The organism is Acinetobacter sp. CIP 102136 (assembly GCF_000369685.1).
GTDB classification, from domain to species: domain Bacteria; phylum Pseudomonadota; class Gammaproteobacteria; order Pseudomonadales; family Moraxellaceae; genus Acinetobacter; species Acinetobacter fasciculus.
In genome coordinates, this window is record NZ_KB850143.1 from 1 (window position 1) to 17074 (window position 17074).

At 43.5% G+C, this 17074-nt stretch carries 14 protein-coding genes and 1 rRNA gene; 8 read left to right on the forward strand and 7 right to left on the reverse strand.

All coding sequences use genetic code 11. The features are described from left to right. Together F893_RS15010 and F893_RS15015 are read right to left on the reverse strand one after the other, a co-directional pair. Positions 1-1259 (reverse strand): 16S ribosomal RNA (locus F893_RS15010); the annotation flags it as partial. Between the two features lie 429 nt (positions 1260-1688). After that, the gene (locus tag F893_RS15015) at positions 1689-2261 is read right to left on the reverse strand and encodes a peptidylprolyl isomerase A (RefSeq protein WP_005252969.1); all 573 of its coding nucleotides are present in this window, start codon (positions 2259-2261) and stop codon (positions 1689-1691) included. A 103-nt stretch (positions 2262-2364) separates the two neighbouring features. Here F893_RS15015 and F893_RS15020 point away from each other — a divergent pair, with 103 nt between their 5' ends. Next, positions 2365-3039 (forward strand): acetoacetate decarboxylase family protein, encoded by a 675-nt coding sequence (locus F893_RS15020; RefSeq protein ID WP_005252970.1) that lies wholly within the window; start codon positions 2365-2367, stop codon positions 3037-3039. Between the two features lie 70 nt (positions 3040-3109). Here F893_RS15020 and F893_RS15025 read toward each other — a convergent pair whose 3' ends face one another. Continuing rightward, positions 3110-4180 (reverse strand): alpha/beta hydrolase, encoded by a 1071-nt coding sequence (locus F893_RS15025; RefSeq protein ID WP_004281951.1) that lies wholly within the window; start codon positions 4178-4180, stop codon positions 3110-3112. 217 nt (positions 4181-4397) lie between these two features. On the opposite strand from F893_RS15025, the gene F893_RS15030 reads away from it, so the two are divergent. The 6 genes from F893_RS15030 to F893_RS15055 all read left to right on the forward strand — a co-directional run bounded on the left by F893_RS15030 (position 4398) and on the right by F893_RS15055 (position 10939). Further along, entirely contained in the window at positions 4398-4898 is a 501-nt protein-coding gene (locus tag F893_RS15030; protein ID WP_005252972.1) for a hypothetical protein, read from the forward strand. Positions 4899-5901: 1003 nt separating this feature from the next. Then, complete coding sequence (gene grpE, locus F893_RS15035) at positions 5902-6450, forward strand: nucleotide exchange factor GrpE (protein ID WP_004647116.1); 549 nt, start codon at positions 5902-5904, stop codon at positions 6448-6450. 118 nt (positions 6451-6568) lie between these two features. Beyond that, positions 6569-8509: a molecular chaperone DnaK gene (gene dnaK, locus F893_RS15040; protein ID WP_004281948.1), complete on the forward strand. Its 1941-nt coding sequence runs from the start codon at positions 6569-6571 to the stop codon at positions 8507-8509. 146 nt (positions 8510-8655) lie between these two features. Next, complete coding sequence (locus tag F893_RS15045) at positions 8656-9477, forward strand: carbapenem-hydrolyzing class D beta-lactamase OXA-134 (RefSeq protein WP_005104969.1); 822 nt, start codon at positions 8656-8658, stop codon at positions 9475-9477. Positions 9478-9547: 70 nt separating this feature from the next. Continuing rightward, positions 9548-10456 carry a matrixin family metalloprotease gene (locus F893_RS15050; protein ID WP_005104967.1) on the forward strand — a complete coding sequence of 303 codons (909 nt, stop codon included), beginning with the start codon at positions 9548-9550 and terminating at the stop codon, positions 10454-10456. A gap of 105 nt (positions 10457-10561) precedes the next feature. Continuing rightward, the gene (locus F893_RS15055) at positions 10562-10939 is read left to right on the forward strand and encodes a hypothetical protein (RefSeq protein WP_162924842.1); all 378 of its coding nucleotides are present in this window, start codon (positions 10562-10564) and stop codon (positions 10937-10939) included. Positions 10940-10995: 56 nt separating this feature from the next. Here F893_RS15055 and erpA read toward each other — a convergent pair whose 3' ends face one another. The 4 genes from erpA to F893_RS15075 form a co-directional block, all read right to left on the reverse strand. Next, on the reverse strand, positions 10996-11331 hold the full coding sequence (gene erpA / locus F893_RS15060; protein ID WP_004281944.1) for an iron-sulfur cluster insertion protein ErpA: 336 nt from the start codon (positions 11329-11331) through the stop codon (positions 10996-10998). Between the two features lie 121 nt (positions 11332-11452). After that, positions 11453-12460: a putative solute-binding protein gene (locus F893_RS15065; RefSeq protein WP_005104964.1), complete on the reverse strand. Its 1008-nt coding sequence runs from the start codon at positions 12458-12460 to the stop codon at positions 11453-11455. A 194-nt stretch (positions 12461-12654) separates the two neighbouring features. Continuing rightward, positions 12655-13665, reverse strand: a complete 1011-nt coding sequence (locus F893_RS15070; RefSeq protein ID WP_005104963.1) for a putative solute-binding protein — start codon at positions 13663-13665, stop codon at positions 12655-12657. A 254-nt stretch (positions 13666-13919) separates the two neighbouring features. Then, complete coding sequence (locus tag F893_RS15075; RefSeq protein ID WP_005104961.1) at positions 13920-14924, reverse strand: putative solute-binding protein; 1005 nt, start codon at positions 14922-14924, stop codon at positions 13920-13922. Positions 14925-15140: 216 nt separating this feature from the next. Here F893_RS15075 and F893_RS15080 point away from each other — a divergent pair, with 216 nt between their 5' ends. Beyond that, positions 15141-17072, forward strand: a complete 1932-nt coding sequence (locus F893_RS15080; RefSeq protein ID WP_004281940.1) for an ATP-binding cassette domain-containing protein — start codon at positions 15141-15143, stop codon at positions 17070-17072. Positions 17073-17074: the final 2 nt, after the last annotated feature.

Consider the following 17074-nt stretch of genomic DNA (forward strand, 5'->3'; position numbering starts at 1 on the left):
GGTAGCAACCCTTTGTACCGACCATTGTAGCACGTGTGTAGCCCTGGTCGTAAGGGCCATGATGACTTGACGTCGTCCCCGCCTTCCTCCAGTTTGTCACTGGCAGTATCCTTAAAGTTCCCGGCTTAACCCGCTGGCAAATAAGGAAAAGGGTTGCGCTCGTTGCGGGACTTAACCCAACATCTCACGACACGAGCTGACGACAGCCATGCAGCACCTGTATGTAAGTTCCCGAAGGCACCAATCCATCTCTGGAAAGTTCTTACTATGTCAAGACCAGGTAAGGTTCTTCGCGTTGCATCGAATTAAACCACATGCTCCACCGCTTGTGCGGGCCCCCGTCAATTCATTTGAGTTTTAGTCTTGCGACCGTACTCCCCAGGCGGTCTACTTATCGCGTTAGCTGCGCCACTAAAGCCTCAAAGGCCCCAACGGCTAGTAGACATCGTTTACGGCATGGACTACCAGGGTATCTAATCCTGTTTGCTCCCCATGCTTTCGCACCTCAGTGTCAGTATTAGGCCAGATGGCTGCCTTCGCCATCGGTATTCCTCCAGATCTCTACGCATTTCACCGCTACACCTGGAATTCTACCATCCTCTCCCATACTCTAGCCAACCAGTATCGAATGCAATTCCCAAGTTAAGCTCGGGGATTTCACATTTGACTTAATTGGCCACCTACGCGCGCTTTACGCCCAGTAAATCCGATTAACGCTTGCACCCTCTGTATTACCGCGGCTGCTGGCACAGAGTTAGCCGGTGCTTATTCTGCGAGTAACGTCCACTATCCAAGAGTATTAATCTCGGTAGCCTCCTCCTCGCTTAAAGTGCTTTACAACCAAAAGGCCTTCTTCACACACGCGGCATGGCTGGATCAGGGTTCCCCCCATTGTCCAATATTCCCCACTGCTGCCTCCCGTAGGAGTCTGGGCCGTGTCTCAGTCCCAGTGTGGCGGATCATCCTCTCAGACCCGCTACAGATCGTCGCCTTGGTAGGCCTTTACCCCACCAACTAGCTAATCCGACTTAGGCTCATCTATTAGCGCAAGGCCCAAAGGTCCCCTGCTTTCTCCCGTAGGACGTATGCGGTATTAGCATCCCTTTCGAGATGTTGTCCCCCACTAATAGGCAGATTCCTAAGCATTACTCACCCGTCCGCCGCTAGGTCAAGTAGCAAGCTACCTTTCCCCGCTCGACTTGCATGTGTTAAGCCTGCCGCCAGCGTTCAATCTGAGCCATGATCAAACTCTTCAGTTTAATACTATGTAGTGCCTTAAAGGGCACCAATCTTGGCTCATCAATTTTCTGACAAATATTTCTCAAATAAACTTCGAGTAATTTCTACCATCAATCAATGAAAATAATTTCGATCGATCAACCAGTAAAAATCCACACAAGTTGTTCTTCATAATCTCTTAATGATCTTTCTAACACCTCGTCAGTGCCAGAAGCTGGACTTCGATAAACTCAACAACTCCGCCATTCTGCTTCGTTCGTTTCCGTCTATCTCGTCGGTATGTGCTCATTATAGGGCAATTTCTTACACGTGCAAGCGCTTTTAACGCACAGGAATCACGAGTGTTTTATTTTTATGCACCAAATTGGTTCAATTCCATACAATTCATTACATAAGTACATATTTTTAAAACAGAAATATAAATTAAATATTTCTGCTTTATTCTATGCCTAATTTTTTACGACTGGTGCTTTAATCGTCACACTGGTGATTTTTACAGGGTTCACCGGCACATTTTGATGCATTCCATAGTTTCGGGTAGGTACTTTGGCAATCTGATCGACGATATCCATGCCTTTAGTGACCTTACCAAATACCGCATAGCCGGCATTTCTAGCAGAACGATCCAGGAAATCATTATCGACCAGGTTTACAAAGAATTGTGCTCGGGCAGAATCCGGCTGATTGGTACGGGCCATGGCTAAAGTACCGCGTTTATTTTGCAGACCATTCGATGATTCGTTTTTAATGGGTGCTTTGGTATTGGCTTTTTCCTGCATGTTCACATCAAAGCCACCACCCTGCACCATAAAACCTGGAATGACGCGGTGAAAAATCGTATCCTTATAGAAGTTGCTCTTTACATAGCTTTCGAAGTTCTTTGCCGAGATTGGTGCTTTGTCATTGAAGAGTTCAATTTCAATATTTCCAGATGAAGTCTTCATCTCAATAATCGTATTTTCAGCAAAGCTTGGCAGACTGACCGCAGCAAGTGCGATGACACATAATGATTTCTTTAACATTTATTAACTCATCTACTTAGAAGTAATGGTTGTGAATGACTATATATTAATCTTTTATAACTCATAATGCAGTGACCTGCCGACTAAAGACAAGAGAATAAGAATGAAGCATGCATTATTACAGGAGCAAAATATCCACCAGTTTCCACCTTGGCGTTTGCAGGGTGAGGGTTTTATTCTGAATTATTGGCTGACCCCAAGCTTTATTGAGCAAGCAAAACAGTTCCGTATTGCGCCTTCTCCGCTGGGTCGTATGGTCCAAGTCTTATTGGTGCGTTATCACGCTTCGCCGATTGGCCCTTATGATGAGTTACTGATTCTGGATCATCCTTTAATTAGTAAACGAAGCCTCAGCTCAATTCCTAAAATTTATGTGTCTACCCATGAGTCTGTGGTACACGGTCAGCATTTATGGGGCATTCCCAAAGAACATGCGCAGTTTGAATGGCAGGAAAAGGATCAGGAAGTGCTGTGTCAGATTCAGCATCAAAACCAGCATATGACGATTCGGCTGAAGAAAACCAAATCTGCACGCCAGTTCTACATTAATAGTCATCATATTCCAGCGTCTATGCTGAAGATTCAGCAAGCCTGGAAAGGGCAGCGTTTTCAGTTTAGTCCACAGTTCCGCGGTCACCTCTCTAAACTCTCGCAAGTAGAGTGGCAAGATGCCGAGAATATATTTCCAGACTTTTCCAAAGCCAAATTGCTGCAAAGCTTTTATGTCCCCAAATTCAATCTGATCTTTCCTGAAGCCCAGATCAACAGCAAAGTATAAGAACTGATAAAAACTTAGCTATAAAAAAAGGTGTTTCATGAGAAACACCTTTTGCGCTCGCGCCTTGGATTTAACTATTTTTGTCCCAGAATTTGCGGAAGTTTTTGCTGATCTCAATCACATATTTTTTGGCACGGCGAGAGATCGGCGTCAGGTTGATAAAACCATGTGCCTGATCGGTATATTCATGATAATGAACACTCACGCCATTCTGACGTAGTTTATGTGCATAGATTGAACCTTCATCATGCAGGACATCATGGCGTGCGGTAATTACATAACTTGGCGGTAAATTCCGCAATTCACCATAAGTAGGTGAAATCAGCGGATCATCCAGTTCAATCTGATGGGTTTGGGCATACATGAAGGTCACCAGATCAATATCCTGTTCCGAAAGTACCAGTCCATCTTTATAGGCATAAAAAGAAGGATGGCGACTTTTAAAGTCGACCGCCGGATAAAGCAAAAGCTGTGCTCGTGCGGCATAAGATTTACCTGCACTGCGCTGTGCCACCACAGTAGCCAGATTTCCGCCCGCACTGTCCCCTGCTACGGCAATACGATTTTTATAGATTTTTAGTTGGTTACTATGCTGATGTGCCCAAGCCAAGGCATCTTCACAAACCTGTACCATCTGCAAGGGGCTAAATTCTGGCGTCAGCGGATAAGCCACGCTTAGCACCTGCACTTTGGCATGTACTGCCAGCAAGCGACAGAATTCATCATGGCTGTCCAGACCGCCCACCATAAATGCACCGCCATGATAAAAAATCACCATCGGCAACTTCTTTTGTGGAGCTGGATGATAATGCCGGGCAAAGATGCTGCCACTTTGCAAAGGCAGGCGCAGCTCTTCGATGACTTTGACAGTAGTTGGTTTAGCCGCGATCGCTTTCATGCGTGCATCAAACAATGTGCGCGAATGAGCCAGATCCTCACTGATAAAACTGCTATGCCCCTGTTTTATCTGGATGGCCATCAGGCATTTAACCAATGGATCTAAATCAGGATAAACATGAGGATAATCCAGAGCCTTAACTAATGCTTCCTGTGCAATGCCAGGTAAGCGGTCCAGCATACGCGCTGCCGTCCCTTGTCCCTTTTCCATCACACTTTTCAGAACCGGAGGATTCACAGTCATTATTTTTAGTCCTTATTCTCTTAATTCTTCATAGTTTCTACACGATTAGCGTTTCAGTGACCATATTCTTATATAAGTCTTAATATCAATGTACATATAGCTTCTACTCGATACGTTACCCTCATTTATAAAAGATGTCATTGACCGTTTAAAGGTTATTTTTGACGTACTTTTGCGAGCTTAAGTATATTTTTTATTACAAATCGGGAGGATGCCTATGGCTAGCAAAATTCTAGCTCTGTCTTTGGCGACTGCATTTTTAGCTGTAGGCTGCGTCGCATTTCCTGAAGATGGTGGCTATTATGATGGCCGCTATGATCAGCGTTATGACCGTCGCTATGAACTGGACCGGCGTTATGAACAAGATCGTCGCTATGAGCGGCAACGTTGGGAATATGAACAGCAACGCAAACGCATTGAACTGGATCGACGTAAACAGGAATTACAACATCGCAATTGGGAGCAGGATCGTAAAAGACAGTTAGAGCTGGATCGACGTAAAAGCCAACTGGAACGACAGCGCCATGAACAGCAACGTAAAAATATCATGACGCAACGGCAAAAACAGGCAGAGGCAGAACGTAAACGTCGTCAGGATCTGGAGCGTAAACGTGTAACAGATCAACGCAGTAAAAAAGTCCAGCAAAATCGTTCTAATCAACGCTGGAATGACAACCGACGTCATCAAGAACAACGTTCACGCGATCGTCGCGATTAAGACTTGAATCATTTTCTGTATTAAAAGCCCAGACTGGGCTTTTTAAATGGAAAAAGATAGCTGCCAGATAGACAAAGGCCCTAAAGAAAATTTCTTTAGGGCCTTTGCAGAGGGTTATGTTAAACGAACTTCCACTTTGCTTATGCTTCTCAGCAATTCAACCAGAACATCCTATTCTCTATATAAATTATCCTATCGAATCAACTTGCTCTCATGAAGCGGACATTCACTATCCAAGCTGTAAGTTTTATCTTACAAACCGCTAAAATAGAGACGACTGATTCCAACAAATTCAAAAAAGGTAAATTCTGGACAAAAAAAGGCTTATCTAGAGAACAGGATAAGCCACGAAAACACATTTCAAAATAAGAAGAAACTACAGCGATAGAATCTAGAATAAATATTAATCAAAAGTTCATCTATTGTGAAAGACTTTATTGCTTAGATATTAATCGTTTTTATGTCTAATAAATAAATAGGCAAAAAAAAGCTGAGTTTTGGGGATACTCAGCTTGAAAAAAGCAACTCTAAAATAGGGCAACAGCAACCCGGTTCGGCTCTCTCCTCTGAACAAGGTCGCTGTTAATAGAAGTATGATGCAATTTTTTTACCAATACTTAAAACGGATTAAAATTATTAATTTGATTCAAAAATACGATTATTCATTTTTTATATTTATTTTCAAATACTTAATTCTTAGATTTAGTCGCTAATTAAATCTATTCAGTTCAAAATTCGGATTCATCGCTGCTGATGTCCGTGTATTTTATTCTCATCCTATCCTGCTGTTGTGTTCTGAATAGCTTGTTCTGCTATCCGCTGGATTCAGTATTTTGTATAAATCTTAAATTTAATCTGGGTCGACGCTTGAATTTTTACACCCTGCCCCGATTTCTTTAGGTAATCAAGAACTTCACAACCATGGCAGTTCAGCATAAACGCAGTGAACACTGAGGCCTAAGGACTGTACATGTTTAAGAACCCATTTAAACGGAGTAAATCAATGGCGACTGAGCAAAACGAGCAAGCTCAACAACTTGAGCAAGAGCAAGCGGAACAAGATACAGCGCAAACTCAAGCTGAAACCGAGCAGGCTGAAGTTTCCGTTGAGTCTTTACAAGAGCAGATTGCGCAGCTTGAAGGTGATTTAAAGTTAGAAAAAGCCCGTACCGCCAATGCAGTTTATGAAGCACAAAAGAGTGTTGAACGTATTCAGCGTGAATCTGAAAAGCATAAAGATACAGTTCTGGAAAAGTTCTCTAAAGAGCTTCTAGAAACAGTCGACAATCTGGAACGTGCCATTGTGGCTGCAGGTGAAGAGCAAACACCATTGCGTGAAGGTGTTGAACTGACCCTTAAATCTTTATTGCATACCTTGGAGAAATTTGGGGTTGTGGCAGTGGATACCAACAACGGTTTCAATGCGGATCTGCATCAGGCAGTCGGGATTGATCCAAATGCCAAAGCAAATGAAATTGGGACTGTTTTGCAAAAAGGCTACACGCTTAACAGTCGCTTATTGCGTCCTGCCATGGTGATGGTCGGCGCTTAAGCCAAATAAATTCGGGAGTTTGTGAAATTTTTCAAAAATTTTACTTGAAAAAAATCGAACGGCTCTCATATCGGATAACAAGTGTAAATCACAAAAAAATTTTAGAGGAAACATCCAAATGGCTAAAATCATTGGTATTGACTTAGGTACTACAAACTCATGTGTTGCAGTACTTGAAGGCGACAAAGTTAAAGTAATCGAAAACGCTGAAGGCGCGCGTACCACTCCATCTATTATTGCCTATAAAGATGGCGAAATTCTGGTAGGTCAATCTGCAAAGCGTCAAGCAGTAACGAATCCGAAAAATACATTGTTCGCGATCAAACGTTTGATCGGTCGTCGTTATGAAGACCAAGCGGTACAAAAAGATATCGGTCTGGTTCCTTACAAAATCATCAAAGCTGACAACGGTGATGCTTGGGTTGATGTCAACGACAAAAAATTGGCGCCACAACAGGTTTCTGCTGAAATCTTGAAAAAGATGAAGAAAACTGCTGAAGATTACCTGGGCGAAACCGTAACTGAAGCTGTTATTACTGTTCCTGCTTACTTCAACGATGCACAGCGTCAAGCAACTAAAGATGCAGGTAAAATTGCAGGTTTAGAAGTTAAACGTATCATCAACGAGCCAACTGCTGCGGCACTTGCGTTTGGTATGGACAAGAAAGAAGGCGATCGTAAAATCGCGGTTTATGACTTGGGTGGTGGTACTTTCGACGTTTCAATCATTGAAATTGCGGACCTTGATGGCGACCAGCAAATTGAAGTATTGTCGACTAACGGTGATACATTCCTAGGTGGTGAAGACTTCGATAACGCGTTAATCGAGTTCCTGGTTGAAGAGTTCAAGAAAGAACAAAACTTTAACCTGAAACAAGATCCACTTGCACTTCAGCGTTTAAAAGAAGCTGCGGAGAAAGCAAAAATCGAGCTTTCTTCTTCAAATGCAACTGAAATCAACCTTCCATACATCACTGCTGATGCGACTGGTCCTAAACACTTAGTGATCAACGTAACACGTGCAAAACTTGAAGGTTTAGTTGCTGACCTGGTTGCTCGTACGATTGAGCCTTGCCGTATTGCGCTTAAAGATGCAGGTCTTTCGACTTCTGACATCTCTGACGTGATCCTGGTAGGTGGTCAGTCTCGTATGCCAATGGTTCAACAGAAGGTTCAAGAATTCTTCGGTAAAGAGCCACGTAAAGACGTAAACCCTGACGAAGCAGTAGCCATGGGTGCTGCGATTCAAGGTGCGGTACTTTCAGGTGACAAAACTGACGTACTTTTACTTGACGTAACTCCGCTGACACTTGGTATTGAAACCATGGGCGGCGTATTGACTGCAATCATCGAGAAAAACACCACGATTCCTGCGAAGAAATCTCAAGTGTTCTCAACTGCTGCGGACAACCAGCCTGCTGTAGACATTTCGGTTTACCAAGGTGAACGCAAAATGGCGCAGCAAAACAAACTGTTGGGTAACTTCCAGTTAGGTGACATTCCACCTGCGCCACGTGGTGTGCCACAAATTGAAGTATCTTTCGACATCAATGCTGACGGTATCTTGAAAGTATCTGCAAAAGACAAGAGTACTGGTAAAGAGCAATCGATCCAGATTAAAGCAAACTCAGGTTTGTCTGATGCTGAAATCGAAGCAATGATTAAAGATGCTGAAGCGAATGCTGAAGAAGACCGTAAATTTGAAGAGCTTGCAAAAGCACGTAACGAAGCGGATGCTTTAGTTGCTTCTTCACAAAAAGCAGTGAAAGATCTTGGTGAACAAGTGACTGCAGACGAAAAAACTGCAATCGAAACTGCGGTTTCTGAGCTTGAAGCTTCAACCAAAGAAAATGACGTTGAAGACATCAAAGCGAAAACTGAAGCGCTGCAAAACATCATCATGCCAATTACACAACGTGCATATGAAGCAGCTCAAGGCCAAGGCGGTGCGCAAGGTTTTGATCCAAACGCATTCCAAGGTGGCGAAGGTCAATCTCAAAAAGCGGACGACGGTGTTGTAGATGCCGAGTTCACTGAAGTGAAAGATGACAAAAAATAATTTGTCGCTTTAACTGAAAAAACCGCGCGAAAGCGCGGTTTTTTTATGTCTCTAATTAAAAGAATAGAAGAAAAATGACCAAAATTTGATCGTATTTTCAGAAAAAGCTGTTTAAGTTAAATCAAACATTAAAATACCCTGAACCGATGAAAATTTTGATTTTTCTGCCTTTACTGAGTTGCTTGGGCCTGACAGCATGTAGCCTACCCGTTTCATCTCTCCCATCTCAAAGCATTTCGACTCAAGCGATTGCCAGCTTATTTGATCAGGCGCAAAGCTCTGGTGTTTTAGTGATTCAGCGTGATCAACAAGTACAGGTCTATGGCAATGATTTAAATCGTGCAAATACCGAATATGTTCCCGCCTCTACTTTTAAAATGCTCAATGCTCTGATTGGCCTGCAACATGGCAAAGCCACAACCAATGAAATTTTTAAATGGGATGGCAAGAAACGCAGCTTTACCGCCTGGGAAAAAGACATGACGCTCGGCCAAGCCATGCAAGCTTCTGCGGTACCGGTCTATCAAGAGCTGGCGCGTCGTATTGGTCTGGAATTAATGCAACAGGAAGTACAACGCATCCAATTTGGTAATCAGCAGATTGGTCAACAGGTCGATAACTTCTGGTTGGTAGGCCCTTTGAAAGTTACTCCAAAACAGGAAGTCCAATTTGTTTCTGCGTTGGCCCGAGAGCAACTGGCCTTTGATCCTCAAGTCCAGCAACAAGTCAAAGCCATGTTATTTTTACAGGAGCGGAAAGCTTATCGACTATATGTCAAATCCGGTTGGGGCATGGATGTGGAACCGCAAGTCGGCTGGCTCACCGGCTGGGTTGAAACACCGCAGGCTGAAATCGTGGCATTTTCACTCAATATGCAGATGCAAAATGGTATAGATCCGGCGATCCGCCTTGAAATTTTGCAGCAGGCTTTGGCCGAATTAGGGCTTTATCCAAAAGCTGAAGGATGATGCAAATAAGCATGGGAAAGGCATTAAAATTAAGCTATATTTTTAAAAAATAGACATTTAAATAAAAAATATGCGTCTTCTGCTCTGTCTGCTCGTAGTGGGATTGATCATGTCTGCCTATCTACATATGCAGGCCCAAACCCATCCTCAACTGCGCTATAACTCGCTGGCTGATCGCTTGACGCATCCTTTCGATACCCGCTTACGTTTCCGGATTGATCAGGTCGATTCAGGCTTTGGACTGAGTAAAGATCAAGTGATTCAACTGAGCAAGGAAGCCATCGAGATCTGGCATCAGGGAAGCAATCGTGACGATTTGATGGTCTATGATGAAAATGCTAGGCTGAGTATTCACCTGATCTATGATCAGCGCCAGCAAGACTATGATGCCTTAAAGAAAGTCGAAAAACAGTTGCTGGCAGATGACGCCAAGTATCAACGTCAGGTCAAAAACCTGGAAGCATCCCATCAGCATCTGGAAAGTCAGCAGCAACGCCTGATCCAGCAAAGAGATCAGATCAATAGTGAATTTCAGGCCTTACAGCAACGACGCCGTCAGCCGAATTTATCTGCTTATGAGCGTGAGCAAATTGAATATGAAGTTTTGGCTTTACAGCGTAAATCGGAAAATTTTCAACGGGAACTTCAATACCTGCAGGAACAGCAAAGTTCCTTTAATATGAATGTTTCCATGCATCAACATGGTCTGCAAAATCATCAACAGAATATCATTCAAGCCCAACAGCGTTTCCCTGCCCGCGAATTTCATAAAGGTGTGTTTATGGGCAATCAAATTCATGTCTATCAATTTGATGCAGAAGATGATCTCCGCCTGACTCTGGCACATGAACTCGGACATGCCTTGGGTCTGTATCACCATAATGACCCGGAAGCACTGATGTATCCGGTGCTGGGTAAACAGAATCTGCAACACTTCCAGCTGCGACCTGCAGACAAGACCTTGCTTTATAACCGTTAAATGATCAGCTTGAATTCCTTAATTAATTTAAGTGTATAAGTATTATAAAAAACACTCTATTCTGATTTCATGTTATTGTGATTGGCTACATTGTTTAGGCCATCTTTGGAGATTCGTGTGAGTTACTACCATATTTTAATTGAAGTAAATGACCACATTAGTACGATTGATGAAACCCGTGATATCGAGATCTTTGATATCGAGGACATCCAACCCTATCTTCATTCGATTTTGCTGCCTTATTTCAATGAACAACTGATTGAACTCGACGATGAAAATCTGGAATATAAAGATATTCTGCATTTGGAAATCAAACAGACCTTATTGCCGATTAATGACCTGATCGAAGAAGAACAGCGTCTGTTACCAAGTGATACCGACATTACCATTAGCGCCTATGAAATTTTTAATAACCGCGAGTTGAGTCAGGATGTCACCAGCGTGATCTTTGACCTGCTTGAAGCGGTAAAACTGGATAGCTAAACTTTTTCCATGCATAAAAAAAGTCCTCATTGAGAGGACTTTTTTTATGCATGGATTTAGATCGAGAATGAAGATCCACAACCACAGGTCGTGGTCGCATTCGGGTTTTGTACCACGAAACGTGAGCCTTCCAGACCTTCTAAATAATCTACTACCGAACCAACCAGATACTGATAACTCAGTGAATCGACCAGGACTTTAACATCGCCATTGGCGAATTCTGCATCATCTTCATTCTGGCTTTCTGCAAAGTTAAAGCCATAAGAGAAACCTGAACAGCCGCCACCGGTCACATAGACACGGAGCATTAAGTCTTGGTTACCTTCACTGTCACGCAACTGGCGTACTTTATTTGCGGCATTGTCGGTGAGCACAAGCGCTTGGGCATTCATGGCGGATTCCTCTGTTGAATGGAATGTCTTTAAAAAGAAAAGACCATATTTAAGTATAGCACACTCAATATATGGTCAGTCTCTACAGATTAAAAGTCAAATCAGAGTAATTTTATCAGGATTATTTGTAGTTCTCATCCTGTAAGGCACATTCAAAATTTGTCGGATTCTGTTTGCAACGGAATTGCCACAGCAATTTCATCATGCGTTTGTCATAAACGCCGCGTTTGGTCAGGTCAATTCGGGAATCCCGCATCATTTTCTGATAACCTGGTTTATCTGCCGCAGGAATATCCATCCAGTATTTCGAAGGAATATCCGCTTTCATTTTACCCAAAATACCAAAGGCACGTGGTAACTGGCTCTTGACCCATTCACGTGATTTTTGTCCGTATCCTGCCGGGAATTTATCAGGACGGATAATAATATTACCTGTAACCTGCAATACCGGATAATTCACAATCGCACCTTTACTACCCAACCCTTTATGTAATTCTAAAGGCTTAAATGCTGCAGCTGGTGCACCGATAATATCCACCTGACCATTGTTAAACATACTGGCAAAATTGCTGATTTCGGCACTCACTGCTTGTGCACCAACCTGCTGTACCATGATTTTTTGTGCTTCGTCATGGCTTAGTACCGCAATTTTTTTACCGGCTGCTTTGGCAACAGTATTGATACTGCGGTCGTTCACTAACAGAAAAGCATCACCTACCGGAATCACTCCAACAATTTCATATTTACCTTGCAGCATTTGTTTGGCGAAGGTGGGACTGGCCAGGCCCTGCATGACTTTAACCGCCAGATTCAGATCGGTGATAGCCCCGATTGCATCCAGAGAACCGGTAAACTTGTTAAATTGACGGCCACGCATTCCAGTCACACTAATGCCGTCACATTTCCCGGCTTTAAAATCTTCTGCGACCACGGCTTCATTAGTATTCACCCGCAATTCGACATCTGCCCCCCAGTTTTTGGCCGCCAACTGATAGTCTTTCATCACACTATAGACATCACCGTTTTTACCGACCAGATCAAATACGCAAATCACCTGTTTGGCTTGCGCCAGACCTGAAACAGCCAGTGTCGCTGTAGCCAATGCCAGTACTTTCCATCCTCTATGCATCATCTTCATTTCCTTATCGCTTGTTTTTGTTATTGAAGTTTTAGTCACATGTGATTGTTTTTTATATGAAACATTCGAATTTAATATTTAGATTAAGCTTAAGCTATTTTATTTGCTGCACAATGGCAGATCTGACCTGGTTCAGCCATAAAAAAAGCCTAGATCACTCTAAGCTTTTTGCTTTAAAAATCAGATTATTCGCCAGCCATTGAACATTCAAAGTTGGCCTTATCGACAGAACAACGGGCACGTTTTAATACTGACATCATGCTGGCATCATAGATTCCACGTTTGGTCATGTCCATCCGGCCATCACGTAACATTTTCTGATACTTGGTTTTATCTTCAACGTTCAGGTTCATTTTATATTTCGACGGAATACCGGCTTCCAGACGTTTGATCATGGCCATGCTCTTTGGCAGGTTTTTGATAAACCAGTCACGCGATTTCTGTCCAAAACCTGCGGGGAATTTTTCTGGACGAATCACAAAATCAGACGTCACATGCAGCACCGGGAAATTAAACATCGCGCCGTTATTACCCAGACCTTTATAGATTTCTAATGGCTTGTAGGCATAGGCAGGCGCACCCACCATATCCACCTGACCATTGTTAAATTTGGCCACAAAGTTGGACACATCGGAAATGACGGCCTGTGCACCGACGCGCTGTACCATGATTTTCTGGGCATCGTCATAGCCGAGTACGGCGAATTTCTTCCCTGCGGCTTTTTCAATCGAATTGATATTCTTGTCACGGACGAAAATAAATGCCGAACCTAAAGGCGAAATACCGGCAATTTCATATTTTTTGCCGCCCATATTGGTTACCATTTTCGCGGCATTACGTTTGTCCAGAGCAAAACTGATCGCACGCTGGGCAATGGCATTACTTGGTGCACCGCCCAGTGCGTCAATAGAACCGGCAAATTTATTGTATTGACGGGCACGCATGGCGGTCATAAATACGCCATCACATTTACCTGCCTTAAAATCATTGTCGGCAACCGCTTCATCCTGACGGGCAATCAGATTGATTTCTGCGCCCCAGCCTTTTGCAGCCAGTGCCCATTCTTGCGCCATCTGGAAAGACTCACCGGATTTACCCAGTAAGTCAAACACACAGATATCGACTTTTTCTGCATGCGCCGCACTTGCAAAACCAAATGCAGAGAATGCAGCCAATGATAAGAGTGTTTTTTTCATTGTAGTTATCCTTTGAAATCTTGTTATTCGCTGAGTGTCCGTACACGGGACAAATATTAAGCAAGTTTAATTAAAAAAAATAGAGCATTTACTCCATTTAAAACCGGCATTTTGGCCTATAAAGATAAATCAGCAATAGTTGCCTAAGTTATTTTTAAATATATATTTAAATATCAATATCTTAATGTTTAAAACTGCTTTCTTATAATTACATTTACCCAGATATAGTTACAAAGATATACATGATTTCAGATTTATTCGCCACCAATCGAACATTCAAAATTGGTTCTTTCTACCGTACAACGCGCGCGTTTCAATACGTTCATCATGCCCTGATCATAAATCCCCTGTTTGGTTAAATCGATCCGCCCATCACGCAGAATCTTTTGGTAGGCCACACGATCTTCACGGCTTAGATTCAGAATATATTTGCTTGGAATCTCAGCTTCCATGCGCTTGACCATGGCAAAGCTGTGCGGTAACTGTTTCACAAACCAGTTTCGGGATTGTGCGGCAAAGCTTGCCGGAAACTCTTCCTGACGAATAATCAGATCAGCAGTGACATTAATCACCGGAAAATTAATCATTGCGCCTTGACGGCCTAGTCCTTTCTGTAATTCCAGCGGTTTAAATGCATAAGCCGGTGCAGCGACAATATCCACTTCGCCCTGATTAAACTTGCGAATAAAATTGGAAATTTCCGACATGACCGGTACTGCTTCAATCCGGTCGACCATGATTTTTTGCGCATAGTCATAATGCAGCACGGCAAATTTCTTGCCTTTGACCTGTTCCAGTTTATTTAGAGTACGATCACGAACAAAAATATAGGCTGGGCCAATCTGACCAATACCCGCCACTTCGAATTTTTCTTTGCCAATCTGGGTGATCAGGCGTTTGCTATTGCGTTTATCCAGTACATAGCTGATGGCTTTCATGGCAATGTCATTATTCGGCACGCCGCCAATTGCATCAATCGATCCAGCAAATTTGTTATAAGCCCGGGCACGCATTGAGGTCATATAGAAGGCATCACATTTTCCGGCTTTGACGTCCTGATCGACCTTGGCTTCATCCTGATAAGCGCTTAGCTGAATTTCGGCACCCCAGCCTTTTGCTGCCAGCGCCCATTCCTCCAGCAGTTTGTAAGACTCACCAGATTTCCCCAGTAAATCAAAAACACAGACATTCACTCTGGCTTGAGTTGAAGTCGACACCAAAATGCCCAGTGCCGATAAAATTAAACATCCCTTTTTCATTTTTATTTGACTCTATGATATTTTTTGCTCCATCAGCCTGAACTATAAACCACTGTTCATGCATAAAATAGAGCTTTTACTCAACTTATGCGTCCACCCTAGATCAATTGACAGAGGTGAAAACTGATTCATTTCAGCAAAATCGGTAAGATTTTTCATTTTCACAGGGCTTTCCTTTAGAATAGGCGCATCTTATTTCTTAGCTTTGATTTCTCAATGATTCAGTTAGACCAGTTATCTATACGTCGCGGTGGACGTGTTTTATTTCAAAAAGCGTCGATGCAGTTACACCCAGGATGGAAAATTGGCCTAACCGGTGTCAATGGTGCTGGAAAATCAACCCTGTTTTCAGCCTTGCTCGGCGGCATGGAATCGGACACCGGTTCGCTGACCCGACCTGCGGTATGGACCGTGGCGCATATGGCTCAGGAAATCAAAGCACTGAATATGAAAGCCATTGATTTCGTATTGTCGGGCGATGAAGAATACTGGGATATTCAGCAAAAACTCGATCAGCCGGATCAACTGGATGATGCAGAACTGGCACATTTATATGGCCGTTTTGATGAAATTTCAGGTTATTCGGCTCCTGCCAAAGCCTCGCAGCTGATGGCGGGTCTGGGCTTCTTTGAACATCAATCACAGCTGGATGTTTCAAGTTTTTCCGGTGGCTGGCGTATGCGTCTGAATCTGGCGCGTACCTTGATGAGCCGTTCAGATTTACTACTCCTCGATGAACCGACCAACCATCTGGACCTGGATGCGATTCTCTGGCTAGAAGACTGGCTCAAGGCTTATGAAGGTACGCTGGTGCTGATTTCGCATGACCGGGATTTCCTCGATGCGATTACCGATCACATTTTACATATCGAAAATCAGGAACTGATTTTATATACCGGCAACTACTCGACTTTCGAGCGTACCCGTAGTGAACGTCTGGCACAGCAGCAACAGGCGTATGAAAAGCAGCTGGAAACCCGCGCACATCTGCAAAAATATATTGACCGTTTTAAAGCGCAAGCGACCAAAGCCAAACAGGCCCAAAGCCGGATCAAGCAACTGGAACGTATGCAGGAACTGTCTGCTGCGCATGTCGATACGCCATTTACTTTCAGTTTCCGTGAACCGACCAAAATGAGTTCGCCGTTATTGCAACTGGAACATGCCGATATTGGTTATGGCGACAAGCTGATTGTCACCAATGTAAATTTACAGATCACGCCAAACAGCCGGATCGGTTTGCTTGGGATGAATGGTGCCGGTAAATCCACGCTGATTAAATCGCTGGTCGGTGACCTAAAACTGATTCAGGGTCTGCGGAAAGATTCAGAATTACTGAATATTGGTTATTTTGCCCAGCATCAAATGGATGCACTGGATGGTAATGCCAGCCCAATGTTACAGCTAGCACGTATCGCAGATAAAAAAATCAGTGAAGCCAGTCTACGCTCCTTCTTGGGTAGTTTCGGTTTTAGTGGCGAACGTATGGATACGCCAAGCGAAAGCTTCTCAGGCGGTGAACGTGCACGTTTGGCCCTAGCACTGATTGTTTGGCAGCGTCCGAATGTACTGATTCTGGATGAGCCGACCAACCATTTAGACTTAGATATGCGTCATGCACTGACTATGGCTTTGCAAGATTTCCAGGGTGCGGTGGTTCTGGTTTCGCATGAACGTCAGCTCATCGCCAGCGTCTGTGATGAACTACTACTGGTACATAATGGTCAATGCCGTGAGTTTGATGGTGATCTTACTGCCTATGCTGACTGGTTACGCCAAGCCCGTATTGAGATGATTAAAAATGGGCAAAAGCCAGCAGAACCGGTGAAATCCCAAGTCGAAGTCAAACCGACTATTTCCAAACTGGACAAGGAAGCACAACGTAAGGAAGCTGCTCGCCAGCGGGAACTAAGTCGTCCGATTCGCAAGAATATTGAAAAATGCGAAGCACAGATGGCCAAACTACAGCCGCGACTGATTGAAATTGAAAACCTGCTGGGTGACAGTGCTTTATACGAAGCATCACGTAAAAATGATTTGCTGAAACTGATGAATGAGCAAACCGAGCTAAAAGCCAAACTGGAAACAGCCGAAGAGCAAATGCTAGAACTGATGATGGAACTGGAAAGTCTGGAACAGACGTTCTAAAG